Here is a 19,699-nt window from a genome sequence, read left to right as displayed (position 1 = left end):
GCGGCGGCGGGGACGACAAGGGCCGGGGGTGCCGGCGGCAGCGGGATCACCAGTTCGGGCGCGGCGCGGGGGGCCAGCGTGGGGGCCTGGGCGGAGGCCTGGGCGAGCGCTCCCGGCGCCGGCAGCGCCATCGCCATGCCGAGCAGCACCAGACCGGCCAGGTTTTCGCTCAGCCACCGCATCATCATGCCCAACCGATATTCGCTGCCCCGATATCCCGTGGCGCCGCACGGAACCTGCGCAGCCAAGGGGTGTCAAGCACGCGCGGCTCACCTACACTGGCTACCCAGATGTCATCGCACCCGTCACGCGCGCCGGCCCCGTCCATCGCGCTCGTCCTGCTCGCATTGCTCGGCACGCATCTCGCGGGCATGGGGGCATTCCTCGGCGTGCCGGTACTCGCGCCGCTGATTTCCAGTGAAACCGGCATTCCCGCTGGGCTTGCCGGGGTGCACATCGCCCTTGTCTATGGTGGATCGCTGCTGTCGGGGCCACTCACCGGCCCGCTGATCCATCGGCTCGGCCCCGTGCGGCTTTGCCAGGCAGCACTCGTCCTGATTGCACTCGGCCTCGTGATTGCTACGGTGGGCCACCCGGCTGCCCTTGTCGCCTCGGCGCTCGTCTGCGGCGTCGGCCACGGGCCGCTCACCCCAGCCGGCAGCCACCTGCTGCATGACCGCGCGCCGCAACGGAGCCGTAGCCTCGTGTTCTCGGTGAAGCAGACGGGCGTTCCTGGCGGGGCGATGCTGATCGGGCTGATCGCACCTCCGCTCGGCCTCGCGCTTGGCTGGCGCGGCGGGATCGCGGGGCTCGCGCTGCTCGCGCTCATCACGGCCGTCGCGCTGCAACCCTTGCGGGCTGCCCTCGATTGTGACCGCGACCCCTCGCACAAGGTCGGCCTCAAGGGAGCGCAGGCAAGTCTGGGGCTGTTCCGCTCGCACCCCAAGCTGCGGGCGATCTCGCTGGTCGGTGCTGCCTATGGCGTGTCGCAGTTCTGCTTCTCGTCCTTCTTCGTCGTGTTCCAGACCGAGATCCTGGGTTACGACCTCCTGCTCGCCGGGTTGAACCTGTCGCTGTCGCAGGCGGCAGGGGCGGCGGGGCGCGTGCTGTGGGGCCTCGTGGCCGACATGACGGGGCCGATCGTGGTGCTCTCCGGCCTCGGGGTCGCCACGGCCGCGGCGGCCCTGGCACTGGCGCTCGCGGCCCCTGACTGGCCTCCCGTTCTCGTCGCCGCCGCGGGCGTGGCGATGGGGGCGACGGCGATCGGCTGGAATGGCGTGCTGCTGTCCGAGACGGCGCGGCTTGCACCGGTCGGCCAGGTCGGCGCGGCAACGGCGATGCTCTCCTTCGTGTTCGCCCTGGCGATGCTCGTCGCGCCCACGAGCTTCTCGGGCCTGGTGCAGATCACCGGCGACTATGTGGCGGGTTTCGTCGCCTGCGCCGTGTGTGCGCTGATCGGCGTGGCCCTCCTCGCCCCGCTGCGGCGCGCCGGGGCTGCTGGGCAGAGATCCCCCTCCTCGCACTGATCCCGCCCGACACCGCGTGGCCGGGCTGCCCTGGGACGCTCACCGGGTGACGGCGCAGCCCGCCCGTGGCACGCTCGCGCGATGCAGACACTGCTCATCATCCTCGCCGCCGCGGCAATGCTTGGCACCCTTGGCGTTCTCCTCGCGGGTGTATTCGGCCTCGCCCGCGGCAACGACCCCGAACGCAGCAATAGGCTGATGCGCTGGCGCGTGGTGCTGCAGGGCGCGGCACTCGTGCTGTTCCTGCTGCTGATGTGGCTCGTGCGCGGGTGACCAGCCGTTGGCGGTTGCTTGCGCGGGGGGCGCTTCGGGGCTAGGGTCCGCGCCGTTTTGTTGCACGTGCGAAGAACAGGTTTCCGGCTGACGCGACCCAGGCGTGGGTTGTGGCGCGCCGGTGCGGGCTGGAAGAACGGGCACTGGGAGGGCGTGGCCAACACGCTCTATCGTAGGAACCGGCGCAGGTGTGAAGCCGACAGCATGGCAGGACCGACATGAAGATCCTCGTGCCCGTGAAGCGGGTGGTCGACTACAACGTCAAAATCCGCGTGAAGGCGGACCAGACGGGCGTGGACATCGCCAACGTGAAGATGTCCATGAACCCGTTCGACGAGATCGCCGTCGAGGAGGCGGTGCGGCTCAAGGAGAAGGGTGTGGCGACCGAGATCGTCGCAGTCTCCGCCGGCACGACTGCCTCCGCCGAGACGCTGCGCACCGCGCTCGCGATGGGGGCCGATCGCGGCATCCTCATCGAGACGGATGTCGAGCTCCAGCCGCTCGCCGTCGCCAAGCTGCTCAAGGCGATCGTGGCGAAGGAGACGCCCGGCCTCATCATCATGGGCAAGCAGGCGATCGATGACGACATGAACGCCACGGGGCAGATGCTCGCCGCCCTGCTCGGCTGGCCACAGGGCACCTTCGCCTCGAAGATCACGTTGTCGGAGGGGCGCATCGCCGTGACCCGCGAGGTCGATGGTGGGCTCGAGACGGTCGATCTCGCGCTGCCGGCCGTCGTCACCGCCGATCTCCGCCTGAACGAGCCGCGCTACGCCTCGCTGCCGAACATCATGAAGGCGCGGAAGAAGCCGATCGAGACGCTCACGCCCGCCGCGCTCGGGGTCGACGTCACGCCGCGGCTGACCGTGCTGAAGGTCGAGGAGCCGGGCAAGCGCAAGGCCGGTGCGAAGGTTGCCTCGGTGGCGGAGCTCGTCGCGAAGCTCCGCACCGAGGCCAAGGTGATCTGAGGGAGACGGCGATGGCGATCCTGGTTCTGGCTGATCACGACGGCCACGGCATCAAGCAGCCGACGCGCTCGGCGCTCGCCGCCGCCGCGGCGATCGGCGGCGACGTTCATGTTCTCGTCGCGGGCGAGGGCTGCGCCGACGCGGCAGCCGCCGCTGCCCGCCTGCCTGGCGTGGCGAAAGTGCTGCACGCCGAGGCGCCTTCACTGGCACATGCACTGGCCGAACCGATGTCAGCGCTGCTCGCTTCCCTGGCACCCGGCTACACGCACATCCTTTCCGCCGCGACCACGGCAGGCAAGAACGTGATGCCGCGGCTCGGCGCGCTGCTCGACGTGCAGCCGATCTCCGAGGTCGCAGGCGTCGTCTCGCCCGACACCTTCGTCCGTCCGATCTATGCCGGCAACGCGCTGGCGACCGTGAAGTCATCCGATGCAATCCGGGTGATGACCGTGCGCGCGGCGAGCTTCGATCCGGTTCCGGCCGAAGGTGGGTCAGCGCCGGTCGAGACCGTCGCTGCCGTGGCCGATCCTGGCCTGTCACGCTTCGTCGGGCAGGAGCTGTCGGCCTCCGAGCGGCCTGAGCTCACGGCCGCGCGCGTCGTCGTCTCCGGCGGCCGCGGCATGGGGTCGGGCGACAATTTCAAGCTGATCGAGGCGGTGGCGGACAAGCTGGGTGCGGCCGTCGGCGCTTCGCGCGCCGCGGTCGATGCGGGCTTCGTGCCGAACGACTACCAGGTGGGGCAGACGGGCAAGATCGTGGCACCCGAGCTCTATATCGCGGTGGGCATCTCCGGTGCGATCCAGCATCTCGCGGGGATGAAGGACAGCAAGGTGATCGTCGCCATCAACAAGGACGAGGAAGCACCGATCTTCCAGGTTGCCGACTATGGCCTGGTGGGTGACCTGTTCGCCCTGTTGCCCGAGCTCGCATCCGAACTGGAGAAGAAATGATGTCCCATAACGCCACGATTGGCATCGCCAAGGTCGGCGTCATTGGTGCGGGGCAGATGGGCTCCGGCATCGCACATGTCTGTGCGCTCGCCGGCCTTGATGTCGCGCTGGTCGATGTCAACGCAGCCGCGCTCGAGAAGGCGGTGGCGAACATCGGCCGCAACATCGACCGCCAGGTGGCGAAGGGAACGGTGACGCAGGAGGCGAAGGATGCGGCACTCGCGCGCATCGCCACCGCAACGGATTACGCGCCGTTCGACGATGCCGACCTCGTGATCGAGGCAGCGACCGAGAAGGCGGAGGTCAAGAAGACGATCTTCCGTGCCCTCTGTCCGGCGCTGAAGCCCGAGGCGATCATTGCATCCAACACCTCCTCGATTTCCATCACCGGGCTTGCGGCGGTGACAGACCGGCCGGGCAAGTTCATCGGCATGCATTTCATGAACCCCGTGCCGGTAATGAAGCTGATCGAGGTGATCCGCGGCATCGCGACCGATGAGCCGACGTTCGAGGCGATCCAGGCGCTGTCGGCCAAGCTCGGCAAGACGACGGCGGTGTCGGAGGATTTCCCGGCCTTCATCGTCAACCGCATCCTCGTGCCGATGATCAACGAGGCGGTGTACGCGCTGTACGAGGGGGTGGGCAACATCACCTCGATCGACACCGCGATGAAGCTCGGCGCCAACCACCCGATGGGGCCGTTCGAGCTCGCCGACTTCATCGGCCTCGATACCTGCCTCTCGATCATGCAGGTGCTGTATGACGGGCTGTCGGACAGCAAGTACCGGCCCTGCCCGCTGCTCGTGAAATATGTCGAGGCAGGCTGGCTCGGCAGGAAGAGCGGCCGCGGCTTCTACGATTATTCCTCGACCCCACCGAAACCGACACGCTGAGCCGCCGCTGAGATCCCGCCACGATCTGTGCGCGAGCGCACGGATCGCGGCACGGACTGTGAGGCTGATCACAGCCTTCCGCCACGAGCTGACGCACACTCCCCTCACACCGGAAGAGGGGCGACTGCCATGCGCCAAAGCGCGAACACCCACGCAACGATGCCTGTTGATGTCCGCCTTGCGCTGCTGCGCGACGCCGTCGCGGTGCTCGACCCGCGGCGGAACCCTGGCACGCGCGCGGAAGCGGCCGCCGTGCTCTGCGAGACGCTGGTCGCCGAGGGCGCCCGCCGCAACAACCGCCGCCTGATCGCCGAGGCGCTTCAGGTCGCTGCCGACACGATCACCGAAGGCCCGCTGCCGGCCGTGCCGCGCTCGGCCCTGCTGGAAGCGATGCGCGATGCCGCCGGGCTGCTGACCGACGGCTACGAGGAAGGTGCGGTCGCCGCGTCACGCCAGCAGAAGCAGCGACGCCGCCCGGCGGAGTTGCGGGCGGCGCCGTAGCAAAGACGCAGCTGCGTCAGGCGAAGAGGTAGTCCTCGCCCGCGGCCAGCGTGGTGACGGCAGCACCCTCGTCAGCAAGCGTGACGCTCTGGCCGACGGCGGTGCCGCCCTCGAACACGCGCCACACGCCACCGCCCTGGTGGGCGAGCGTCGCGTTCGCCCCGAAGCCGGCGAGCAGCAGCATGTCCTCCTCCCCGAAATCGCTCACCGTCACGCGGCCTGCGTTGCGGCTGACGACGAGCGTATCCTCGCCCTCGCCGAGCGTGACCGCGAACAGCGTGTTCGCACCCGCATAAGCCCCGTTCCAGAACGACCCGTTTGCCGGGGTCGCGTTGTCGACCAGATAGTCGGCACTGCCGTTCGCGCCACCGACCGAGGCGAGCCGCACCGTGTCATCGCCCGCCCCGCCATCGATCGTGACAGTGTTCGACCAGGTCCTCTCGTTGCTGTGCGCGGTCCAGGCGATCTCGTCGCCGAAATCCCCGCCCGTCACGCTGCCGCGCTTGGCACCCCACACGTTGATGTCGAGCCCATCGAGCGCACCCGACAGGTCAAGGCGAACGTCGACGAAATTGGCGACGGTGAACTCCGTCCCCATCGCCGGCAGGTAGTCATCCGCCGCGAAGCCGATGGCCTTGATGTCGTTCCAGAGGCCGGTGTTCTCGATCACCGTGCCCTCCGCCCCCGTGGTGACGGAGAGCTTCGCCGCCAGCATCGCCGGGCTGACGGTGGGCGGCGTGGCGATGCTGCCCTGCGGCGCGCCGCCGCCGCCCTGGAGAAACTCAAGCACCGGCGTCATCACCGGCTCGGCCACCTCGTCGAGGCCGGTCACGGTCACGTCGTCGAACGCGACACCGGCGCTGCCCCATGAGTAGAGGCCGACGGTTCCCGCCTCGTGGGTGCGGTCCTCGATCGCGTAGGCGAAGATCTCGCTGCCGTCGATGAAGGCGCTGATCTTCTGATCTACGATCTCGACGCGAAGGTCGAACACATCGCCCACCGTGTAGCGTTGCGGCACCTGGCCGAGGATCTCCTCGACGCCGTCGCGGAGCCTCGTCAGCGTGAACAGGGCGCCGGCACCGTTGCCGGGGCTGCGGTCATACGTGCCGTCGCCGTCGAGCTCGAGCTTGTAGTAGTTCGCATCGTCAACGTAATGGATCAGCACGCCGAGCCCATCATTGTCCGGCGTGGTGATGGTGGCCTCGAGCGCGTAGTTCTCCCAATCCTCCGCACCCTCGCCCTCGTAGAGCGCATACGTGCCCTTGCGCAGCACGTTCACGCCATCGCCGAGGGGCGACCAGCCGGTGCGCCACACATCGGCGTTGGAGGCGCCGTTCCACACGAGCTGGCGGCTCTGGAGGTCGGAGTGCTGCGTCAGCGCGCCACCCTCGATGCGCCAGTCGCTCGCAAGCCCGCCCTCGCCAATGCCGCCGAACTCGCCCTCGTCGACGATCGTCCACGCAGCGGGAATGGCGTTGCCCGAGAAATCCTCGTCGAGCCAGATGCGGCCCTGCCCCACCACCTCGATATCGACACGATCGGTCGAAACAGCGCCCGCCTCGTCCGTCACGATCAGCGTGAGCTTGTGCGCGCCAACCGCGAGGTCGAAGCTCGTCTCGGCGCCGGTGCCACGCAGGTTGCCCTCGGCATCGCGCCATTCGTAGGTGGTGATCGCGGCGGGCCCATAGGTGCCGGCAGCCGACAGCGTCACCGTCTCGGCGCCATCGCCGTCACGATCCAGCAAGCGCTGGTCGTTGCCGCCATGCGCGTCGAGGGCGGTATCGTTCACCGTCACCGTGTCGAACTGCGAGCTGCGCTGCTGGTCGGACCAGAGGCCAACCGTTCCGGCACCGATCGGATCAGCGTCGGTCACCGTGCCGCCGAACAGCAGGCGGCCATCGAGGAAGGCAGTGATGCCGTTGCCCTCGACCGCGATCTTCAGCGCCTGGTCGACGTTGAAGCGCGTGCCGCCGGCTTCCGCGGCAAGCACCGTCTCGACGCCGTCGACCACCTTCACGAGGCTGCGCGTATTCGCCTCCGCGTCGAGCACGACGCGATAGTGGTTCGCCTCGTCCTGCCAGCGGACCACAGCGCCGATGCCGTCATTGTCGGTCGAGCGGAGCGTAAGCTCGAGGCCGTAATCGTCCCAGGCGAGCGCTGCCTCGTCGCCCCAGAGCAGCACGTTGTTCTCGGCATCCGACTGGTCGTACACGCGCGCCTCGGGGGCGGGCAGGCCATCCTCCGCCGTCGGGCGCGCGAACACGGTTCCCTTCACGAGGAAGTTGCCGCTGCCCGAACCGATCGCGCCGAAGCCGAGCGTCGAGACGCCGTAGCTGGCATCGAGAGAGTCATCGTCGAAGTCGAACTGCACCGACAGCGGCGTCGGGGCGGCACCGAGGATGCCGCCTGCCGTGACGCCGCCGAGTGCGAGCATCTCGGCTGCGGTGACCACCTTGTCGGTGACCAGCACCGATGAGACGTAGAGATCGGACGTCTCGCCGCTCTCGTCGGAGAACAGCAGCGCGCCGCGGCCGACATCGAGCTTCCAGCGATCGCCCGAGAGGTTCTGCGTGCCGACGAGCTCGCCGTCGATGTATTTCGCGAGCGTGGTCGTTCCGTTGCCGAGGTCATCGAACACGAAGCCGACGCGCTGCCACGCGCCGTATTCGAAACTGCCCGTGTAGTTGCCCGAGATGCCGATGCCGCCCGTGCCGTTGTTGTTCGAGCGGATGAACAGCTCGCCATCATCGGCGTTGCTGGTGTTGAGCTGGATGAAGCTCGTCCACGTCCCCTGCCCGTCGGGCACCAGGATGTCGAACACCAGGCTGTAGTCGCCCACCAGCGTGCCTTCCGGCGCGCCGAGGTTGGGCGAGAGCGTCACCGATTTCGTTGCCGGCAGGGCGGGCAGGAACAGCACGCTCTCCTCACCGCCCGGGATGGCGGGAAGACCGAAGCTCTCCGGCGTGCCGGTGGCGAGGTCATCGTCCTGGCCGGGCAGGATCCAGCCATCGCTGTCGCCGTCGTTGAAGTTGTCGGCGAGCTTCGTGCGATCGCCGGTGACGACGACGAGGACCTCGTCGGTCGTGACGTTGCCCGCCGTGTCGGTCACGGCGAGCGTGAGCGCATGCCGGCCGATGCCGAGCGCGAGCTCCGCTGTCTCGCCCTCGGCGATCACGTCGCCGGCCTCGTCGATCCACTGGTACGTCTCGGCCACCGTCCCGGGGTCGAGCGTGCCGGAGGCGTCGAGCGTGATGGTGGCATCGTCGTCGCCCTCGATGGCGGCGGCGAAGATGTCGTCGCCCGCATCGGCCACCGCGCGCACGCCGGGTGTCGACAGGTCCCAGTTCTCGAACACCTCCTCGTGGCCGAGATAGGTGCCCGTCAGCCCATCGCGATCACGCTCCGGCTGCACGCGGAAGCCGTCGAGATAGTCGTCCAACTCGGTGAAGTAGGTTTCCGTCGTCACCCGGTCATTGTCGGGGTCGACCGTGACGAGGCGGATCGCGCCGTTGCCGCCGCGGCCGCCGAGGGCTGCATCGCCGTTGCCCGTGATCTCGCGCGCAACGCCGTTCTGGTAGTTGACCAGGCTCTCGACGATGCGGTTGCCGTGCTGGCTGTAGCTTTCGTTCGTCTCGGCGCCATCGCCGAAGATGTGGCCGGAAAACGTCATCGCGACGTTCGGGAAGCGCGCGAGCAGCTCGCGATACACCGTCTCGCCGTCATTGGCGCCCTCGGGGTCGCGGCCCATGCCGTAGTCGTAGCCGGCCCCTTCGTCATAGAGCGGCCCGCCGGCGGGGTCGTGCCGCACCGCCCAGTTGGTGAGGCTGTGCGAGAGCAGGATCACCTGGTGGTCGAGATGCGCGCCGATGACATCACCGGCCCAGCGGATGACGTCGTCGCGCGGGCCGAACTCGAGGGACAGCACGAGCCAGTCGGTGCCGTCTGGTGCGGTGAACGTGTGGTAGTTGTTGGCTCCCCGCTCCGGCTCCTGGTCATACACGCCGCCGAACGTATCGAGTTCGAGGCGGCCTGGCGGTCGGGGCTGAACAGCAGGTCGAGGAACTGGGTGGAATGGTCGGCCGCGGTGCCGCCATTGGCCTGGTCATGGTTGCCGGGCAGCAACGAATACGGGATCTTGCCGTCGAGCGTTGAGAGAGCGCGGTTGGCGACCTCCCAGTGGCTGGCGAGGTTGTCCTGCGTCACGTCGCCGACATGGCCGACGAAGACGATGTTGTGGCTGTCCTTATTGTCCACCAGCCACTGCGTCATGTTGTAGAAGGTCTGCGGCGGGCCGTTGCCGAGGCTCGCATCCGTATAGTCCTGCGTGTCGGGCAGCACGGCGATCGTGTAGGCGTTCTCGCCGGCGGAGCGGACGCGGAAATTGTCGGCAACGCTGTTGCCGTCCGCATCCGTTGCGGTCAGCCGCAGGTCGGCGTGGCCGAGGGCACCGAGCGTGATGGTCAGCGTGTCGCCATCGATCACGGCTGAGGTGACGACGGCCTCGTCATCGTTCTCGATCGCGAGCGTCACGTCGTCGCGGTTGAACACGTCGGCGAGGTCGATGGTGATGGTGCTGCCTGGCGTGCGCATCACGTCCATCACCGCGTTTTCGATCGCGAGCGCGGGCTCAGCCGGTGCATCCTCGTCGGCCGGTGCGGTCATGTCGGCTGGGCCGAAGGTCGCGGCATAGGTGCCGTTGGCGAAGTCGAACTGCGAGGCGCCGTCGACCGGTGCTGTCGTGAAGAACCCATCCGCATCGGCACCGGCCAGCGCCGCGATCGCCGCCTCGCCGAGCGCGCCCGGAACGAACAGGAAGGAGGAGAGGAACCCGCCCGAGACATCGCCGTCGTTGTCGGACAGGATCAGGAACCCGTCATCGGCATCGAGCGTCCAGCGTGTCCCGGTGAGGTTCTGGGTGCCGACGAGCTCGCCATCGATATACTTCCTCAGCGTCGTGACGTTGCCGTCGCGTTCAGCCGTGAATACAACGCGCTGCCACGCGCCGTATTCGAACGACCCCTCGTAGACGGAGGAGATGCCGATGCCGCCCTCGGTCGCACTGCTGGCGCGGATGAAGAGCTCGCCGTCGCTTGCATTGGCAAGGTCGGTCTGCAGGAAGCTGGTCCAGGTGCCCTGGCCCGCGGGAATGAGAATGTCGAAGCCGAGCGTCCAGGTATCGACCGTCCCGGTCGTGCCGAGGTCGGGCTTCACGAGGATCGACTCGCCCTGCTCGAGCGCGGCGAAGGTGAGAACGCCCTGGTCGCCGCCGCTGCCTGGGACGGTGGCGATGGCGAGCGCATTGGTGGTGCCGAGCTGGACATAGTCGGACATTGGGTCCCCGCTTCCGGATGTGTTGACGGGGCGGACGATGCCGGGGCAGAGGACGGTTGCGTGCGAAACCTACGTGACAGTGTTTTGTTATGGTCCAATGACGATACGGGAGCGTACCATTGACAGGTCCTGGTGAGAGCTGGCAACAGCGATGGCAGGCGCGCTACGCGGCCGCCGCGTGGCTGTTCGGCGATGCGCCGAACGACTGGCTGGCGAGCAACGCGTGGCGGCTCAGGCCAGGGTTGCGCGCCCTCTGCCCCGGCGAGGGCGAGGGCCGCAACGCCGTATTCCTCGCCTCCCTCGGGCTTGACGTGACGGCCGTCGATTTCGCGCCGGCGGCACTGGCTCGCGCCACGTCACTCGCAGCGAGCCGGGGCGTCTCGATCAACACCGTCACGGCCGATCTCGCCCGCTGGACGTGGCCCGTCGCCGCGTTCGATGTCGTTGCCCTCGTCTTCGTGCAGATGACGGCGGATGAGCGTGTGCCCATGCACCGCGGCGCGCGTGCAGCGCTGGCCCCCGGCGGGCTGCTCGTGCTCGAGGCGTTCGCGAAGGGAGAGGCGCTCGCCTGCGGCCCGCGCGGAGATGCGAGCCGCTACAACGCGGCGATGCTGCGCGAGGATTTCGCGGGGCTGACCATCGTCTCGCTCACCAGCGGCACCGCGCTGCTGGCCGAAGGCGAGGGGCATCGCGGCGAGGCAAACGTGATCCGGCTTCTAGCGCGGCACGACGGCTGATAGGGTTCGGTGCAACACGGTGCGCGGCATGACGCGCCGGGAAGGACACGGAGGATCGCCATGACATTGCATCGTCGCTCCCTGCTTGCGGCCCCATTCATCGCCGCGCCTTTCGTCGCCACGCCCGCCGCCCGCGCGCAGGCGGCATGGCAGCCGACCCGGCCCATCCAGCTCATCGTCGGCTTCGCGCCTGGCGGCGGGTCAGACGTGATCGCGCGCGTGATCGCCCAGGCCGCCGCACCGCTCTACCCGCAGCCGCTCGTGGTGGTGAACCGGGCCGGCGCCGGCGGCGGAATCGCTGCCGAGTTCGTCTCCCGCGCCGAGGCCGATGGCCACACGCTGCTGCTCGCCGGCGGATCGGAGAGCACGTCGATCCCCGCTCACCGCGCGGTGCCGTACGACCCGAAGAAGGGCTTCCGCGCCATCATCCGCCTCACGCGCAACGGGCAGTTCATCGTCGCCAAGGGCAATGGCCGCTTCCGCACGATGGCCGACGTGATCACCGCGGCAAAGGAGAAGCCGGAGGCGGTAACGCATGCCTCTGCCGGGGCCGGAACGCTGTCGCACAGCCTCTTCATCGTACTGGGTCGCGCTGCCGGCGTGCAGTTCCTGCACGTTCCCTTCCAGGGCGGCGGGCCGAGCCTGCAGGCCGTCGTCGCCGGGCAGGTCGACGTGTCAGTCGCGGCACCGGAGGAGATGGCGGGCCTCGTCGCATCCGGCGATCTCCGGGTTCTCGCCGTCGCGTCCGCCGAGCGTGCGCCTGCCTACCCCGACGCGCCGACGCTCCGCGAGCTCGGCTTTCCCGTGCTGGTCGAGAACATGAAGGGCTGGGTGGGGCCCGCCGGCATCACCGATGCCATGGTCACCTACCACCATGAGCGGATGCGCCAGGCGATGGCGTCGGACGCATGGAAGCAGTTCATGGCGCGCACCGGCGAGCCTGACGGCTACGCCACCGGCCCGGATTTCCAGCACGCGATGGATGAGCTGCTCGACCGCATCAGCGCCGCGATCCGCACCACATGAGGCAACAGGACAACGCATGACACCGCTTGCCGCCGGCGACACGGTTGCCTTCATCGGGCTGGGCACGATGGGGGCGTCGATGGCCGCCAACGTCGCCCGCGCCGGATTCTGCCTCGTGGTGCAGAGCCGGACGCGCGAACGCGCCGATGCGCTGGTCGCTGCCGGTGCCACCTGGGCACCGACGGCGGCCCAGGCCGTGCAGGGGGCACGCGCTCTCTGCCTCTGCGTCCCCGATGCATCCGACGTGGCTGCGGTGCTGTTCGGCGAGAACGGCGCCGCGGCGGGCCTGGCAGAGGGCGCGATCGTGATCGATTTCTCGACCATCGCGCCGGCACCCGCGGCTGCCTTCGCCGCGCGGCTTGCCGAACAGGGGGTCGCGCTGCTCGACAGCCCCGTCTCCGGCGGGCCGAAGGGTGCGGCGGAGGGAACGCTCACCTGCATGGTGGGCGGCGATCGCGCGGCGTTCGATACGGCGGCCTCGCTGTTCGCGGCGGTGGGCAGAACCATCACCCATCTCGGCCCGGCGGGCTCGGGCCAGGTGTGCAAGGCGGCGAACCAGCTCATCATCTGCGCGGCGATGCAGGCGGCGGCGGAAGGCCTCGCCCTTGGCGCAAAGGCGGGCCTCGATGTCGAGGCGATGCGCCAGGCGCTGCTCGGCGGCAGCGCACGCTCGGCCGTTCTCGAGAACCACGCCGTGCGCATGCTGAAGGAGAGCTTCTCCCCGCCCGCCTTCCGCGCCAGCCTGATGCGGAAGGACATCCGCATCGCGCTCGAGGCGGTGCAGGCCCATGGCGTGTTCGCGCCCGCCACCGCACATGCGGCGCAGATGTTCGAGGCGATCGCCAACCAGGGCCGCGCTGACCAGGATTGCACCGTGATCGGCCAGGTCGTCGCGGAACTGTCAGGGCTGCCGCGCCTGAAAGGGTGATTGGCGCGGCGGCGATGGCGGGTGATGCTCGCACCCTTCATGCAGCCGCCCAGCCCCCCGTCTCCAGCGCCCTACGGCCGCATCGCGCGCCTGTCGTTGCCGACCGTCACGGTGGCCTTCGCCCAGGCGGCGTGCCAGACACTCGAGGTCGCCTTCATCGGCCGGCTCGGCACCGAGGTGCTCGCCGGCTACGCGCTCGTGCTGCCGCTGCTGCTGCTGATGCAGATGATGTCGACCGGTGCGATGGGCGGCGGCGTCTCCTCCGCCATCGCACGCGCGCTCGGTGCCGGCCGGCGTGACGAAGCCTCGGCGCTGGTGCTCCACGCAGGCTTGATCGGCATTGCGATGGGACTGCTCTTCACCGTGGTGATCGAGGCCTTCGGCCCGTCGCTGTTCGTCGCGATGGGCGGCAGCGAAGCGGCCGTCGCGCACGCAACGGCCTATGCCCGCGTCATCTTCGCCGGCAGCGTCCTCGTCTGGCTCGCCAACACGCTCGGCGCGGTGCTGCGCGGAGCCGGCAACATGCGGCTTCCCGCCAACATCATGCTGGTGGCCTGGGCGTTCGATGCAGCGGTCTCCATCACGCTGCTGACGCAGACGAGCCTCGGTATCGCCGGCGCCGGCATCGCCTATGTGCTCACTTTCCTTGTTGCCTGCATCGCCATGGTGATCGTGATCCGGCGCGGCGGGGCGGGCTTCATGCCCTCGTTGCGCGCGCGGCTCGATGCGGCACTGTTCCGGCGCATCCTCTCGGTCGGCCTCATCGCCTCGGCGATGGCCTCGATCGCCAATCTCACCACCGTCCTCGTCACCGCGCTGGTCTCACGCCATGGCTCGGCCGCGATCGCTGCCTACGGCGTCGGCGTCAGGCTCGAGTTCCTGATGATCCCGCTGGCCTACGGCATCGGCGCGGCGCTCACCGCGCTGGTCGGCATGCGCGTCGGCGCCGGTGACTGGGCGGGCGCGCGCACCACCGCCTGGCGCGGCGCTGTGCTCGCCGGCGCGATCTCCGGGATGATCGGTGCTGCCGTGACATTCGCACCCGGCCCCTTCGCGAACGCCTTCGCGACCGACGCCGACGTTCAGGCCGCCATCCGCCTCTACCTCGTCGTGGTGGGCCCGTCCTTCGCGGCCCTCGGTGTCGGCATGGCGCTCTACTTCGCCTCGCAGGGAGCGGGGCGGATGCGCATTCCCTTCATCGCGAGCCTCGCGCGCATCTCCGTCGCGGTGCTGGGCGGCATGTGGGCAGGGGATCGTTTCGGCCTCGGCGGGCTGTTCGCCGCCGTCTCGGCAGGGCTCGCGAGCTACGGGCTGATCGTCGCCTCGTCGGTCCGCCCCGGCGTATGGTCAGCCCGCCGCGTCTGAACGGCGGCGACGAACCCGTCCCAGATCGCGGCGAGGCCCAGTGCGACGCCGAGCTCCGGATGGCCCTGGAGGCCGAGATGGAAGCGACGCCCAGGCGCCTCGACCGCCTCGGCGATGCCATCCTCGCTCAGCGCCGACACCACGAGCCCGCCTGAGGCGAGCGCCGGCGTGAGCGCGGCATTCAGCGCGTAGCGATGATGCATCCGCACGGGCGTTCCCATGGGCGCGAGCGATGCAAGCCGAGAGCCGGCACTGGGTGCGAGCGCGGTATCGCCGAGCCTGTGGCGCACGGCACCGGCGGCATCGCGCATGATCGCGAAACTGCGCCCTTCGCCGGGGCCCACCACCTCCTCCGGCATCGCGCTTGCCGCGCCACCTCGACGCATCGCAGCGGTGGCCATGCTTTGCATGCCAAGGCAGAGGCCGAGCAGCGGCAGGTCAGCCGCGAAGGCGGTATCGGCAGCGAGCACCTGCGCCGCCACCTGGCCCATGTCGGCCCCGCCCGGCAGGACGAGGCCATCAAGGCCGGGCGGCAATCCTTCGCGCAGCATCGTGGCGGCGGAAACGAACACGGGCATCACGGCAAGCCCTGCGCGCGCCGCGGCTGCCTGCAACGCGAGCAGCACGGCAGGGTAGTGGCGGAGCATCCGCGCCCCATCGCCGATGATGCCGATCCGCAACGATGCGGGGCGGCAGCGGAGTGGCAGCGTGACCCCGAGGCCGATCGCGCGAACAGGCTCCGCCAGGTGCGGCGCGGCGCCGTCATGCACCACCGCCACCTCGTCGGCCGAAAGCCGCACCGTGGCCCTGGCGTCGTCGCTCGTGAAAACGACGAGATCGGCGTCCTCATCCACCCCTGGCGGCGCGAGCGCACACCCCGTCGCCCATTCGAGCAGCGCCAGCTCGCTTCGCCACAGCGCGCCATGGGCTGCAACGAACTCGTGCTCGGGCGCATCGCGCGCCACAGGTACGGCCGCGCGCGCGGTCACGCGCCTTCCCTCCGCGCGCGCCGCAGCTGCGATCGCGGCCGCCGCCGCGATCGCCTGCGCCCCGTTGCCGATGATGGCGACGCGCGTGCCCATCTCACACCACCGCGATGCGCCGCGGCACGGTGCCGAGAACGCGGCAGCCGGTCTCGGTGATCACGATCGACTCAGAGAGTGCCACGGTGAATACGCCGTACTCGCGCAGCGCCGTCGGCACGTGGAAGCACATGCCGGGTTCGAGCGGAACGTCGATCCCCTCGAACAGCGACAGCACCTGCCACTCACCCCAATCCGGCGCGAAGGAGATGCCGAGTGAGTAGCCGCTGCGCTTGCGGTAGCGCTCCGTCATGCCGGCGCGATCGATGACACGTTGCGCCGCGCGATGCGCCTCGGCGCAGGTCACGCCGGGTTTCGCGGTGTCGAGCACGGCGGCCAGCGCCTCCTGCACCACGGCCTCGAGCTCACGCGCGAGCTTCGGCGGCTCGCCGAGCCAGGCGGTGCGCATCAGCCCCGTGTGATAGCGGTTGAAGCAGCCCGACATCTCGAGGAACACAGCATCGCCGCGCACCAGTGTGCGTCGACGCCACGTCGCATGCGGCACGCCGGAGCGGGGGCCGGACGACACCAGCGGCTCCATCCCCATGTACTCCGCACCCGCGGCGATGGCGGCGTGCATCATGGCAGCGACCACGTCGTTCTCGCTCACCCCTTCGCGCACCGCGGCGATGCCGGCAGCGATGCCCGCATCGGCCTGGTGCCCGCTTTCCTCCAGCGCCGCGATCTCGGACGGTGACTTCACGCGCCGCAGCGTCTCGACGATGCCCGTCGCATCCTCGATGCGCGGCAGGGCGGCGGAAAGCGCCTCGAAGAAGCTGATCGGCAGGAACCAGCCGCCCTTCTCGATCGCGACACGCTTGCCCGAAAGCCCGGATTTTCTCAGCGTCTCGACAACGAGGCCGGCGGGCGTGGTGCCGTCGCCGTACGTCTCATACCGCTCCAGGAATGTGTTGCGCAGAAAGTTGGTGAGTTCGAGCTGGCGCAGAAGGAACAGCGGCTCGCCGTCTGCCGGGAAGATCAGGCACTGGAAGGTGTAGTACCCAGGCGTCTGCTGGCCGGTGAGGTAGAAGATGTTCTCCGGCCCCGTGAACACGGCAGCATCGAGCCCGCGTGCAGCGAGGCCTTCGCGCACGCGTGCACATCGTGCCTCGTACTCGGTGCGCGGAAACGCGCTCTCGATGCCGCGTTCCATCTCGGTCATACCGTCTGCTCCCACAGGATCTCGCCAGCCTCCGCCACCTCGGCGATGCCGAGGCCAGCACCAGGCGGAACATGCAACCGCCCCTGGTCGTAGTGCAGCGCGCCGCACGGATCGCCCACCATCAGGTCGGCGCCGTAGAGCTCGCGCAAGGAGGCGCCGAGCGCCATGGCGACGTGCGCCGCGGCAAGCGTGCTTGGCACGCCCTCGTTCATCTGCCCAACCATGATCCCGACGCCGGCGTCGGCAAGCTGGCGCGCGGCGGCCATCACCCTGTCGATGCCGCCGAGCTTGGTCAGCTTCAGGTGCGCGACAGGTGCAGCACGCGTGGCGGCGAGCCAGGCGACCGCCTCGTCGCTCGCCATCTCCTCGTCGAGGATGATCGTGGTGCCCGTGAGCCGCGCGAGTCCCGCGCGCTCGCCGGGCGCGAGTGGCTGTTCGAGAGAGACGAGGCCGAGCGGCGCGGCGCCGGCAATGAAGGTTTCCGCCTCCTCGACCGTCCACCGCCCGTTGGCGTCGGCGGACAGGGTGGCCTCCGGCGCGAGGCCGCGCAGCAGGGCAAGGCGGCGAAGATCGTCATCGATCGTGCCGGCGCCGACGCGAAGCTTGAGGTCGGAGAAGCCGCGCGCGAGGTAGGCACCGGCGCGCGCGAGCATCGCGGCATCGTCGGTCCAGAACAGCGTCTGGTTCGTGTGCGTCGTCAGCTCCAGCGCGCCGCCAAGCAGCACGGCGAGCGGAACGTCGCGGATGCGTGCCTCGGCATCGCGTACGGCCATCTCGACCAGCATGCGCAGAGGACCGGGCGGGTTCGCCGCATCGCAATCGGCAAGCACGGCTTCCGGCTCGCACTGCCAGCGCAATGACCGGCAGAGTGCGACGGCATCACGCGCGAGCATCTCGGGATCGAGCCCGTTGAGGTAGCGGATGTTGATGCGGCTCGCGCCGATGCCGGCGAGCGCGCCGTCCTGGTGGATGACGAGGCGAAGCTCATCGAGCCCCGGCACGGTGCCTGAGGAGGCGGTGTGCAGCACAAGCTTGTCGGCATAGCGCAGCGTGATCCGCGAGAGGGTGATGCGGCGCGGCATCAGCGCGCCAGCATCGCGCGCGCGATGTCGGCGTAGATGCCGACGGCCGCTTCGAGTGCCGCGCGCGGCACGAACTCGTCCGGCTTGTGCGCGACGGCAAGGTCGCCGGGGCCGAGCACGACGCCTTCGGCGCCGATGTTGCGGAAATGCACGAAATCGCAGGCCCCCTGGAAGCCCGCCGGCGTCGGATCGGCAACGCCGTGGCGCGCGGCGGCAACGAGAGCCGCGGCGACGATGGGGTGATCGGGCTTCGTCTCGGCTGGCCCGCCGGTCGTCGGCACGAGCGCCTCGATCGCGGCGGTGATGCCGTCCGCTGCCGCCTCGGCGAGCATGGCCTCGATCACCGCGACCGCATCTCCCTCCGTCTCGCCGGGCACGAGGCGACGATCGAGCAGCAGCGCGCACCGGTCAGGCACGATGTTGTCGGCGATGCCGGCCTCGGCGCGCGTCACCGTCAGGCTTGGCGAGCCCACGAGCGGGTGGACGATGTCGCGGAGCCGCGCGTGCAGAGCGGCGATGCGCGGCAGCAGGAGCCCGGCCTGATAGATCGCGTTCAGGCCGAGATCTGGCGTTCCCGAATGCGCCGTCCGCCCACGCACGACGACGCGCGGGCGCAGGCTTCCCTTGTGCGCGATGATGGGCGCGTTGCCGGAAGGCTCGCCGACGACCACGAAGTCGATGCCGGGCCGCGTCGATGCCAGGTGCTTCGCGCCGCGTGACGACACCTCCTCATCGGCCACGAACACGCCGAGCAGCGTGCCCGACCATGTGGCGCGATCGGCGGCGAGCGCTTCCATCGCGTGCAGCATCGCCGCAAGTGAGCCCTTGGCGTCGCAGGCACCGCGGCCGACCAGGTGTCCATCACGCTCACGCAACGTGAAGGCATCGCCCGACCACCCCTCGCCGGCGGGCACCACGTCCATGTGCGTGTTGAACGCGAACACTGGGCCGGGACCGTTGGCGATGCGCCCTATCACGTTCGGCCGGCCTGGCGCGAAGCCGTCGATCGTCACCTCCGCCCCAAGTGCTGCAAGGCGCCCGGCAATCCAGGGAGCGCATTCACCCTCGCCCGGCCCCGGGTTCTGCGTGTCATACGCGACGAGGCGCGCGAGCGTATCGGTGACGCTCATGTCTCCAGCCGCCCGAGGAAGCGGGCCACACGCTCTGGCACATCGGTACCGAAGAAATCAGCGGTCGGCGCGGCGTGGCGAACCTCGCCCTGGTCCATGAACATCACGCGGTCGGCCACGCGGCGTGCGAAGCCCATCTCGTGCGTGACGACGATGCTCGTCATCCCCTCCTCGGCGAGTTCCTGCATCACCTGCAGCACCTCGCCGACCGTTTCGGGGTCGAGCGCGCTGGTCGGCTCGTCGTACAGCATCACGGCGGGTTCCATCGCAAGTGCCCGCGCGATCGCCACACGCTGCTGCTGCCCGCCCGAGAGCTCATCGGGGAAGGCATCGGCCTTGTCGGGGAGATGCACCTTGGCGAGCAGCGCGCGTGCACGGTCACGCGCACGCCGCGCATCCTCGCCCCGCACGCGCACCGGTGCGAGGGCCACGTTGTCGAGCGCCGTGAGGTGCTGGAACAGCTCGAAGTTCTGGAACACCATGCCGATGCGCTGGCGCACGCGATGCGCGGCGCGCCCGGCATCGGTGATGTCATCGCCCTCGAACACGATGCGGCCCGATTGGATCGGCTCGAGCAGGTTGAGGCAGCGCAGCAGCGTCGATTTCCCCGACCCCGATGGCCCGATGACGACGAGGCACTCGCCGCGCGCGACGGTGATGTCCACTCCCTTCAGCACGGCGAGCGTGCCGAAGGATTTTTGGATTGCGGTCGCGGTGAGAACCGCCTCGCTCATCGCACGCGGCC

General features: G+C 69.4%; 17 protein-coding genes. 10 read left to right on the top strand and 7 right to left on the bottom strand.

The genetic code is table 11. From position 1 onward, the window contains the following. Positions 1-185: hypothetical protein (locus Q0C38_RS17095; RefSeq protein WP_291298327.1), on the bottom strand; the 185-nt coding region annotated here is incomplete at its 3' end. Between the two features lie 105 nt (positions 186-290). Between Q0C38_RS17095 and Q0C38_RS17090 the strand changes: the two genes are divergently transcribed. From Q0C38_RS17090 to Q0C38_RS17065, 6 genes are all read left to right on the top strand, one after another. Further along, positions 291-1,526, top strand: a complete 1,236-nt coding sequence (locus Q0C38_RS17090; RefSeq protein WP_291298326.1) for an MFS transporter — start codon at positions 291-293, stop codon at positions 1,524-1,526. An 81-nt stretch (positions 1,527-1,607) separates the two neighbouring features. Beyond that, positions 1,608-1,799 carry a twin transmembrane helix small protein gene (locus Q0C38_RS17085; protein WP_291298325.1) on the top strand — a complete coding sequence of 64 codons (192 nt, stop codon included), beginning with the start codon at positions 1,608-1,610 and terminating at the stop codon, positions 1,797-1,799. A gap of 218 nt (positions 1,800-2,017) precedes the next feature. Next, positions 2,018-2,767: an electron transfer flavoprotein subunit beta/FixA family protein gene (locus Q0C38_RS17080; protein ID WP_291298324.1), complete on the top strand. Its 750-nt coding sequence runs from the start codon at positions 2,018-2,020 to the stop codon at positions 2,765-2,767. 11 nt (positions 2,768-2,778) lie between these two features. Next, positions 2,779-3,717 carry an electron transfer flavoprotein subunit alpha/FixB family protein gene (locus tag Q0C38_RS17075; protein WP_291298323.1) on the top strand — a complete coding sequence of 313 codons (939 nt, stop codon included), beginning with the start codon at positions 2,779-2,781 and terminating at the stop codon, positions 3,715-3,717. Next, positions 3,717-4,610, top strand: coding sequence for a 3-hydroxybutyryl-CoA dehydrogenase (locus Q0C38_RS17070; RefSeq protein ID WP_291298322.1), 894 nt, complete (start codon positions 3,717-3,719; stop codon positions 4,608-4,610). Before Q0C38_RS17075 ends, Q0C38_RS17070 begins: the two co-directional genes overlap by 1 nt. Positions 4,611-4,769: 159 nt before the next feature. Continuing rightward, complete coding sequence (locus Q0C38_RS17065) at positions 4,770-5,111, top strand: hypothetical protein (RefSeq protein ID WP_291298321.1); 342 nt, start codon at positions 4,770-4,772, stop codon at positions 5,109-5,111. Positions 5,112-8,951: 3,840 nt separating this feature from the next. Here Q0C38_RS17065 and Q0C38_RS17060 read toward each other — a convergent pair. After that, positions 8,952-10,442 carry a LamG-like jellyroll fold domain-containing protein gene (locus Q0C38_RS17060; RefSeq protein ID WP_291298320.1) on the bottom strand — a complete coding sequence of 497 codons (1,491 nt, stop codon included), beginning with the start codon at positions 10,440-10,442 and terminating at the stop codon, positions 8,952-8,954. Positions 10,443-10,561: 119 nt separating this feature from the next. Here Q0C38_RS17060 and Q0C38_RS17055 point away from each other — a divergent pair, with 119 nt between their 5' ends. The 4 genes from Q0C38_RS17055 to Q0C38_RS17040 are packed head-to-tail and all read left to right on the top strand — an operon-like array spanning position 10,562 to position 14,498. Further along, positions 10,562-11,179: a bifunctional 2-polyprenyl-6-hydroxyphenol methylase/3-demethylubiquinol 3-O-methyltransferase UbiG gene (locus tag Q0C38_RS17055; RefSeq protein ID WP_291298319.1), complete on the top strand. Its 618-nt coding sequence runs from the start codon at positions 10,562-10,564 to the stop codon at positions 11,177-11,179. A gap of 60 nt (positions 11,180-11,239) precedes the next feature. Then, entirely contained in the window at positions 11,240-12,205 is a 966-nt protein-coding gene (locus tag Q0C38_RS17050) for a tripartite tricarboxylate transporter substrate binding protein (protein WP_291298318.1), read from the top strand. Positions 12,206-12,221: 16 nt separating this feature from the next. Next, on the top strand, positions 12,222-13,133 hold the full coding sequence (locus tag Q0C38_RS17045) for an NAD(P)-dependent oxidoreductase (RefSeq protein ID WP_291298317.1): 912 nt from the start codon (positions 12,222-12,224) through the stop codon (positions 13,131-13,133). A 24-nt stretch (positions 13,134-13,157) separates the two neighbouring features. Beyond that, positions 13,158-14,498, top strand: a complete 1,341-nt coding sequence (locus Q0C38_RS17040; protein ID WP_291298316.1) for an MATE family efflux transporter — start codon at positions 13,158-13,160, stop codon at positions 14,496-14,498. Here the strand turns inward: Q0C38_RS17040 and Q0C38_RS17035 are convergent. The 5 genes from Q0C38_RS17035 to Q0C38_RS17015 are packed head-to-tail and all read right to left on the bottom strand — an operon-like array spanning position 14,438 to position 19,688. Beyond that, the gene (locus tag Q0C38_RS17035) at positions 14,438-15,580 is read right to left on the bottom strand and encodes a glutamine amidotransferase-related protein (protein ID WP_291298315.1); all 1,143 of its coding nucleotides are present in this window, start codon (positions 15,578-15,580) and stop codon (positions 14,438-14,440) included. The genes Q0C38_RS17040 and Q0C38_RS17035 overlap by 61 nt on opposite strands. A gap of 1 nt (position 15,581) precedes the next feature. Continuing rightward, positions 15,582-16,742, bottom strand: a complete 1,161-nt coding sequence (locus Q0C38_RS17030; RefSeq protein ID WP_291298314.1) for a Xaa-Pro peptidase family protein — start codon at positions 16,740-16,742, stop codon at positions 15,582-15,584. After that, positions 16,739-17,824 carry a mandelate racemase/muconate lactonizing enzyme family protein gene (locus Q0C38_RS17025; protein ID WP_291298313.1) on the bottom strand — a complete coding sequence of 362 codons (1,086 nt, stop codon included), beginning with the start codon at positions 17,822-17,824 and terminating at the stop codon, positions 16,739-16,741. The genes Q0C38_RS17030 and Q0C38_RS17025 overlap by 4 nt, the downstream gene beginning before the upstream one ends. Continuing rightward, positions 17,824-18,954, bottom strand: a complete 1,131-nt coding sequence (locus tag Q0C38_RS17020; RefSeq protein WP_291298312.1) for a M20 family metallopeptidase — start codon at positions 18,952-18,954, stop codon at positions 17,824-17,826. Before Q0C38_RS17020 ends, Q0C38_RS17025 begins: the two co-directional genes overlap by 1 nt. Beyond that, complete coding sequence (locus Q0C38_RS17015; RefSeq protein ID WP_291298311.1) at positions 18,951-19,688, bottom strand: amino acid ABC transporter ATP-binding protein; 738 nt, start codon at positions 19,686-19,688, stop codon at positions 18,951-18,953. The genes Q0C38_RS17020 and Q0C38_RS17015 overlap by 4 nt, the downstream gene beginning before the upstream one ends. Positions 19,689-19,699 lie beyond the last annotated feature (11 nt).

Source organism: Elioraea sp. (genome assembly GCF_022842375.1).
Taxonomy (GTDB): domain Bacteria; phylum Pseudomonadota; class Alphaproteobacteria; order Acetobacterales; family Acetobacteraceae; genus Elioraea_A.
The sequence above is the reverse complement of the archived record's forward strand: the minus strand, read 5'-3'. Positions and strand labels throughout refer to the sequence as shown.

Excerpts from the sequence above, each read along its gene's own strand:
- Q0C38_RS17090 (WP_291298326.1), top strand. The coding sequence starts at position 291 with ATGTCATCGCACCCGTCACGCGCGCCGGCCCCGTCCATCGCGCTCGTC.
- Q0C38_RS17085 (WP_291298325.1), top strand. The coding sequence starts at position 1,608 with ATGCAGACACTGCTCATCATCCTCGCCGCCGCGGCAATGCTTGGCACC.
- Q0C38_RS17080 (WP_291298324.1), top strand. The coding sequence starts at position 2,018 with ATGAAGATCCTCGTGCCCGTGAAGCGGGTGGTCGACTACAACGTCAAA.
- Q0C38_RS17075 (WP_291298323.1), top strand. The coding sequence starts at position 2,779 with ATGGCGATCCTGGTTCTGGCTGATCACGACGGCCACGGCATCAAGCAG.
- Q0C38_RS17070 (WP_291298322.1), top strand. The coding sequence starts at position 3,717 with ATGTCCCATAACGCCACGATTGGCATCGCCAAGGTCGGCGTCATTGGT.
- Q0C38_RS17065 (WP_291298321.1), top strand. The coding sequence starts at position 4,770 with ATGCCTGTTGATGTCCGCCTTGCGCTGCTGCGCGACGCCGTCGCGGTG.
- Q0C38_RS17060 (WP_291298320.1), bottom strand. The coding sequence starts at position 10,442 with ATGTCCGACTATGTCCAGCTCGGCACCACCAATGCGCTCGCCATCGCC.
- Q0C38_RS17050 (WP_291298318.1), top strand. The coding sequence starts at position 11,240 with ATGACATTGCATCGTCGCTCCCTGCTTGCGGCCCCATTCATCGCCGCG.
- Q0C38_RS17045 (WP_291298317.1), top strand. The coding sequence starts at position 12,222 with ATGACACCGCTTGCCGCCGGCGACACGGTTGCCTTCATCGGGCTGGGC.
- Q0C38_RS17040 (WP_291298316.1), top strand. The coding sequence starts at position 13,158 with ATGCTCGCACCCTTCATGCAGCCGCCCAGCCCCCCGTCTCCAGCGCCC.
- Q0C38_RS17035 (WP_291298315.1), bottom strand. The coding sequence starts at position 15,580 with ATGGGCACGCGCGTCGCCATCATCGGCAACGGGGCGCAGGCGATCGCG.
- Q0C38_RS17030 (WP_291298314.1), bottom strand. The coding sequence starts at position 16,742 with ATGACCGAGATGGAACGCGGCATCGAGAGCGCGTTTCCGCGCACCGAG.
- Q0C38_RS17025 (WP_291298313.1), bottom strand. The coding sequence starts at position 17,824 with ATGCCGCGCCGCATCACCCTCTCGCGGATCACGCTGCGCTATGCCGAC.
- Q0C38_RS17020 (WP_291298312.1), bottom strand. The coding sequence starts at position 18,954 with ATGAGCGTCACCGATACGCTCGCGCGCCTCGTCGCGTATGACACGCAG.
- Q0C38_RS17015 (WP_291298311.1), bottom strand. The coding sequence starts at position 19,688 with ATGAGCGAGGCGGTTCTCACCGCGACCGCAATCCAAAAATCCTTCGGC.